The sequence below is a fragment of the Deltaproteobacteria bacterium genome (assembly GCA_019308995.1).
Taxonomy (GTDB): Bacteria; Desulfobacterota; Desulfarculia; order Adiutricales; family JAFDHD01; genus JAFDHD01.
In genome coordinates this window covers 1-6,841 of sequence record JAFDHD010000145.1, presented here as the reverse complement: position 1 = coordinate 6,841, position 6,841 = coordinate 1, and the positions used below count along the sequence as shown (strand labels likewise).

Genomic DNA, 6,841 nt, shown 5'->3' with positions numbered 1-6,841 from the left:
GGAGCACCGACGCAACGCCGCTGAGACCAAAGTGGACTGGCGATTCACGACGGCAGACGCCAGAATCAAATTGAAACGACTTTATCCAACATTATCAAGTTGACAGAACACTAGGCCCCAGAGGTCTTAAGACGCCTGGTTAAAGGTCAGGCTGCTTTTCATTTGACACACCATGAATTTTCTCTTACGATCACCTTCACAATAAAGCGTTCCTTAAGAGGTAGAATAAGTACTCTGGCCTGAGGGTGGCCGGAGGAGTCTGCTGTTGTGTTTGAAGGCAGTCATCAACCCGGCTGGTAAAACCATTTTAATTAAAGCAATACAAAAAGGGGGAGGAAATGGCAGTTAAGACCTATCCTGAGTACAGCATTAACTATCCGCTGCTCCTTACGACCTTCATGAAAAGGCCGGTCAGCCTGTATCCAGACGAAATAGGGGTAGTCTACCGCAACCCGCAAACCGCCGAATACTTCCGGTTCACCTGGATGGAATGGTACCAGCGGACATGCCAAATGGCAAAGGCCCTGCAAGCGCTCGGGGTACAGCCTGGAAAACCGGGCCACCCGGGCGACCGCATCGCGACCATCGCCCTGACGCACCATTACCACCTCGAACTTTACTACGCCGTCTCCTGCATCGGCGCGGTGCTGCATCCGATCAACATGCGGCTTTCCTTAGATCACATCGCTTATACCATTAACCACGCTGAAGATAAGATCATCTTCTTCGACGACATCTTTCTGCCTCTGGTGGAAGGCATCTACGACCGCATCAAGGACACGGTGGAAGCGTTTGTCTACATCTCGGATAAACCGGGCCTGCCCGAAAATACCAAGATCAAGAATCTCTATGCATATGAGGACTTGATCAAGAGGCAGTCCCCGGATTTCGAATGGCCGGTCCTTCATGAGGATACCTATGCCACCCTGTGTTACACCACCGGCACCACCGGCCTGCCCAAGGGAGTCATGTTCACGCACCGGGCGCTCTACCTCATGGTTGTGCATCTGGGCCTCCACATGGCCTTTGTTACGGACCCTTCAATTGAACACCAGGGTGAGGCCGGAGTTCCGCTGTTCAACGTGCCTTTGTTTCACATCCACGCCTGGGGCATGCCTTACAGTTCTGTTTTTGCGGCCAACAAGGTGGTGCTGCCCGGCATGTTCACCGTTGAAGGATTCTGCGACCTGGTTCAGACTGAAAAGGTCACCAGCACGGGCCTGGTTCCGACCATTCTGGCGATGCTCATTGAGTACGAGGACTTAAGCAAGTATGATTTGAGCAGCTTAAAGACCGTGGGCGTTGGCGGGGCCGCGCTGCCTTTAGGGTTAAAAGCCAAGGCTGAAAAGATGATTCCCGGCTTTACCGCGGCCTCCGGGTACGGCATGACTGAAACCGCGCCGGTGACCATTACCGCTTTTACCAAGAAGACCATGCGCCACCTGCCCGAGGAGGAGCTGGAGAAGCTCCAGGTCAAGACGGGCATAGCCGTTCCCGGGCTTGAAGTAAAGGTGGTGGATCAGCAGGGGACCCCGGTGCCTCAGGACGATGAGACCATCGGAGAGATCGTGATGCGAGGTCCCTGGATCATGGAGGAGTATTATAAGGATCCCGAGAAAACCGCCGAGGTTTGGCGTGACGGATGGTTCCATACCGGGGACGTCGCCAAGGTTGATGAAGAAGGCTACATCACCATCGCGGACAGGGTCTCAGACATGATCAGGAGCGGGGCGGAAATGGTTCCGACCGTGCTGCTTGAAAACCTGACCGCTACGGCTAATTTTGTGCTGGAAGCAACCTACTTCGGTGTGCCGGATGAAAAATGGGGCGAAAGACCCATGGCCATGGTAACGCTCGCACCCGGGGCTACTGAAACCGAGAAAGACATCATGCAATTCCTTGAAGCCGAGGGCGTGGAAAAAGGCAAGATTACAAAATGGATGCTTCCTGATTATATCCTCATCGCCGATGAAATACCCAAAACCAGTGTGGGCAAGTTTAATAAACTGGAGATCAAGAAAAACCTGGACACATACCTGGCCAAGGCGAAAAAAATAAAATCAGCTTAAGCGGCTTAATTTGCACGTTTTTTATATTATGTATGACCCGTTGTTTATTAGCGCGTTCATGCTAGCCCTGGCCTTTATTGACATATGAAAGACCAGAAATATACGGGCGGGCATAAAGCCCGCCCCTACAATACCGATTTTGAGTCATCAACAAAATACGGGTGGGGATAAGCCCCGCCCCTAGAATACCGATTATGAGTTTTAGAGATAGGGGCTGCCAGAGGGCCGGAGGCTCGCCATGACAGTTCATAATAACATCAATGCAGCTCAGCAGTTAAAGGAGACATTTTTACCAGGCTGTCAAGGGATGCTGAAGATAAATTGCATAAAACGATCTAAGGTGATAGACTCCAACTATGTAACTTAGTTCCATAGCCCAGGTGGTAAAAATAAATGGGATTTTACGTTATTTGACCGGCGGTCTTCAAAGCTTACTATTGTAAGGAGGTGAGTTAATTTATTCCTCAGCATTTAGCGGAAGCCGTGTAAAGAAATAATGATCAAGTTATGGTGTCTCGTAAATAATGATAATATTTCAAATGGACTTTCCGTTATTTTCGAAACGACTCATCATTGCGAGGAGCTTTAGCGACGAAGCAGTTCAGCAGGAATTGAGAGTTTGCTTCGCAAAGCCTGTCCAGAGCGAAAGCGAAGGACTCGCAATGACAAGCCACGAAACAATTTAATCATCTAATTTCGCGACATAACACTAAGTCGAATTCTCTGAGCCGTCTTTTTTAAAGCTGTGTTTGAATGGAGGTAACTGTTTGTGAGTGGAATCAAGATCGGTATTGTGGGTGTTGGGAATTGTGCAAGTTCCCTGATCCAGGGAATTAATTATTACAAAGATAAAGATGAGCGTGACGCCATCGGGCTGATGCACTGGGAGATCAATGGATATAAGCCTTCTGATATCAAGGTGGTGGCCGCGTTTGATATTGACAAGCGCAAGGTTGGGAAGGATGCGGCTGAGGCCATATTTGCCTCACCCAACTGCACGGCTGTGTTTTGTAAAGATATTCCGCTCACCGGCGCTGTGGTCAGGATGGGGCAGATTCTGGACGGGTTCTCCGAACACATGCAGGAATACAGCGCTAAGAATACCTATGTCCTGAGTGACGAACCGGAGGCGAGCCGCGAGGAGATTATCGGAGTACTCAAGGAATCGGGCACTGAAGTCCTGATGAACTACCTGCCTGTTGGCTCTGAGGAGGCCGCAAGGTTTTATATGGAGTGCGCCCTTGAGGCCGGGGTCGCCATGGTGAACTGCATGCCTGTCTTTATCGCCAGCGATCCCTTGTGGGCCCAGCGTTTCAAGGAAAAAAATCTTCCTATCATCGGGGACGACGTCAAGTCACAGCTCGGAGCCACGATTACACATCGCATGCTGACCGACCTGTTCAAGAAACGCGGGGTCAAGCTGGAGAGAACCTATCAGCTCAACACCGGTGGCAACACGGATTTCCTGAATATGCTCAACCGCAGCCGCCTCATCTCCAAAAAAACTTCCAAAACAGAGGCGGTACAGTCAGTCGCGGCCGAACGGCTGGACAGCGAGAACATCCATGTCGGACCCAGTGATTATGTTCCCTGGCAAAAGGACAACAAGGTCTGCTTTATCCGCATGGAAGGAAAGCTCTTCGGAGACGTGCCCATGGATTTGGAGCTCAGACTCTCAGTCGAAGACTCCCCCAATTCCGCCGGCGTTACCATTGACGCCATCCGCTGCTGTAAGATCGCCCTGGACCGGGGTGAGGGCGGCACCCTCTATTCACCCTCGGCCTACTTCATGAAACATCCGCCGCGGCAGTACACCGACGATGAAGCCTTTCGCATGACCGAAGCCTTTATCCGCGGAACCCGCATGGAGATGGTAGATGAAGTGTCTGATCATCGCCGCAGGGAAGGGCAGCAGGCTTTACCAAAAAGGTAACCCCAAACCCCTTGTCCCCATCCTGGGCGTGCCTCTCATCGAACGAGTCATCCGGTCAGCCCTCGAAGCCGGTATGGACGACTTTTACGTGGTCACCGGCTTTAAGGGCGAAAAGGTGCGCCTTTTTCTGGACGACCTGGCGCTTAAGCGCCATACGAAGATCACTCATGTCATCAATGAGGCCTGGGAAGAGGGTAATGCGCTCTCAGTGCTCAAGGCCGAGAAACACCTCAAGGAGAAGTTCGTCCTCTTGATGGCGGACCATCTTTTCGACGTTGATATCTTAAAAGACCTGAAAGGGCAGCCCCTGGGCGAGGGCGAGATCGCGCTGGCCGTTGACCTCGACACTAGCAACTGTCTGGCCCGCCTGGACGACGTAACCAAGGTGGAGTTTAAGGAAGAGAAGGTCGTAAATATCGGTAAGAATATCAAGGAGTTCAATGCCTTTGACACCGGCATCTTCCTAAGCTCGCCGGTCATCTTCCAGGGGATCAAAGAAAGCATATCAAAATCCGGCGACAGCGCGCTTTCCAGCGCGGTGAGGCTCCTTGCGTCCAGAGGCAGGGTCAAGGCCTTTAAGACTCAAGGCAAGTTCTGGGTTGACGTGGATGACCCCGAGGCCCTGGACAAGGCCGAAGATTACCTCCTGCGCCACCTCAAAGGCAAACCAGCCGACGGGCCGGTCGCCCGGTACATCAACCGCCCCCTGTCCCTCAGAATCTCCAGACACCTCGCCAAAACTCCTGTCACGCCGAACCAGATCTCCCTGGCCGCCTTTCTCATCTCTCTCCTGGCTGCGGCCCTGTTCATGGTCGGCGGCTATATCACCCTGGCCCTCGGAGGACTTCTGGCTCAACTTGCTTCCATTGTTGACGGCTGCGACGGGGAGATATCGCGGCTCAAGTTTCAGGCCAGCCCTTTTGGCGGCTGGTTCGATGCGGTCCTGGACCGCTATGCGGATGCGTTCCTGCTCTTCGGGCTGACCTGGCATGCCTATGGAAAAAATCCTCAGGACGCTGTCATGGCCGTGGGATTTTTAGCCATCATCGGCTCCTTCATGCTCAGCTATACAGCGGACAAGTATGACGGCCTGATGCGCGAGCGGATTAAACCCGGCCGCAGCCTTCGCCTGGGGCGAGACATGCGCCTCTTTCTCATCTTTTTAGGCGCCCTGCTCAACCTGCCCTTTTTGACCCTCATCATCATCGCCGTGATCATGAATGCGGAAACCGTTCGGCGCGTCATTGTCTGCCAGAGCCATGGATAGCATCGGCTGCGTCAGGCAGAAAATCCATGAAATCATCGCCAAATCAAAAGTCCCGGAAGACCCGGGCCATTCCCGAAACACGCTTGACTGGCTCTTGAGGCTTGAGCCTGACGCGGATGAAGCCCTGAGAATCGCCGCGCTCGGGCATGACATCGAACGGGCCCTTGAGGAGCAAAAAGTTTGCCAGGCCGATTTTACCGATTTCAGCGCCTTTAAATCCGCCCACGCCTTAAACAGCGCTCAAATCCTGAAGGAGGTCATGTCCGGGTGCGGAACGCCGGACGGCCTGGCCGAAGACGTCTGCCGCCTGGTCCGCTGTCACGAAACAGGCGGGGACCCCCGCTCCGATCTGCTTAAGGACGCGGATAGCCTCTCCTTTTTTGAGGTCAACCTGCCTCTTTATTTCCAGCGTCACACCCAGGAAGAGACCCTGCAAAGGTGCCTCTGGGGCCTTCAGAGGCTCTCCCTTGAAAGGCGAAAATTATTACAGGGGCTTCGCTTTCAGAACGAGGAGCTCAGCCGCTTGCTCAAAAGCGTCACCCGGAATATAAGGCCGGGCGACTAGGAAATTATAAACCGCGGGTGGCCTTGAATTACTTGTTCTCATACTATCCCATGGATATGGCTGATGTGGGCTTCTTCTGGCGAGTAGTCGGCCCGGTTGTCGCTGATCTCTTTGCCGCATTCTTTGCACTTCGTTAAGGCCATGACATCCATCGTTTTCTGGCTACTGAACATGCCATGAGTATTGTTGACCTTTTGAAGGCTATTAGATGTTACGCTTAGGATAATGATTGTTGAACACCAGTATTTAGGAAATTGATTATCACAAATTATTTTGAGATACTAAGTTGCAGATATGTTGGAGGTAGTACAGGTTTAAAAATGGCGGAAAACTTGAGATCGGTTGCAGATACCACCGGTTGTAATTGACACCTTTTCTGCGGGTATATAGATAAGTTTGAGGGTAATTATTTGATATTATTTAATATTTACTTCATTAATCCGACCTGTAATTTAAATGGAACTAGATGGGTGGTACAGACAAAAATCAGGATTTTTGTCTGTATTGCGAAGCAACAAGAAGTAATACCCCGCAAGTTTGAGGGCATAAACAAGCATAATCTCGACTACCGATTTTTAAATCTACAGATCAGCGTTTTCGTATATGTATAAGATCTGTGAGAATTTGCATTGGTCACGGAATGACTTCTTGCGCCTACGGCGTGCACACAACTCTAACGAGTTGTATGCACCACCCCAAAAAGAGGTATTTAAGAAAACAGCAAGATTGTGTGGGGCACCCGGCTACTGAAACATGCATGAGCTATTGTTGATTTTTTGAAGGCTATTAGATGTTACGCATTGGATAATGATTGTTGAACACCAGTATTTAGGAAATTGATTATCACAAATTATTTTGAGATACTAAGTTGCAGATATGTTGGAGTAATCACAGGTTTTAGAGCTGCGAGTAAACCGTTGTTATATAGCAGTGACCGCAGATTTTAGTCAGATACGTCCGCTACCAGATAGTGTGATCTTCGGGGGTGGTCCATACGATCCTGCAAG

At 51.1% G+C, this 6,841-nt stretch carries 4 protein-coding genes; all 4 read left to right on the top strand.

Features of this window, described 5'->3' with window-relative positions; all coding sequences use genetic code 11:
* Window positions 1-338 precede the first annotated feature (338 nt).
* The 4 genes from JRI95_15660 (at window position 339) to JRI95_15645 (ending at window position 5,834) form a co-directional block, all read left to right on the top strand.
* A complete protein-coding gene (locus JRI95_15660) occupies window positions 339-2,069 on the top strand; it encodes a long-chain-fatty-acid--CoA ligase (GenBank protein MBW2062978.1) in 1,731 nt (576 codons plus the stop codon).
* A 769-nt stretch (window positions 2,070-2,838) separates the two neighbouring features.
* Window positions 2,839-4,002 carry an inositol-3-phosphate synthase gene (locus tag JRI95_15655; protein ID MBW2062977.1) on the top strand — a complete coding sequence of 388 codons (1,164 nt, stop codon included), beginning with the start codon at window positions 2,839-2,841 and terminating at the stop codon, window positions 4,000-4,002.
* The gene (locus tag JRI95_15650; GenBank protein MBW2062976.1) at window positions 3,947-5,269 is read left to right on the top strand and encodes an NTP transferase domain-containing protein; all 1,323 of its coding nucleotides are present in this window, start codon (window positions 3,947-3,949) and stop codon (window positions 5,267-5,269) included. The genes JRI95_15655 and JRI95_15650 overlap by 56 nt, the downstream gene beginning before the upstream one ends.
* Window positions 5,223-5,834: a DUF4202 family protein gene (locus JRI95_15645; protein MBW2062975.1), complete on the top strand. Its 612-nt coding sequence runs from the start codon at window positions 5,223-5,225 to the stop codon at window positions 5,832-5,834. The genes JRI95_15650 and JRI95_15645 overlap by 47 nt, the downstream gene beginning before the upstream one ends.
* The last annotated feature ends 1,007 nt before the right edge of the window (window positions 5,835-6,841 follow it).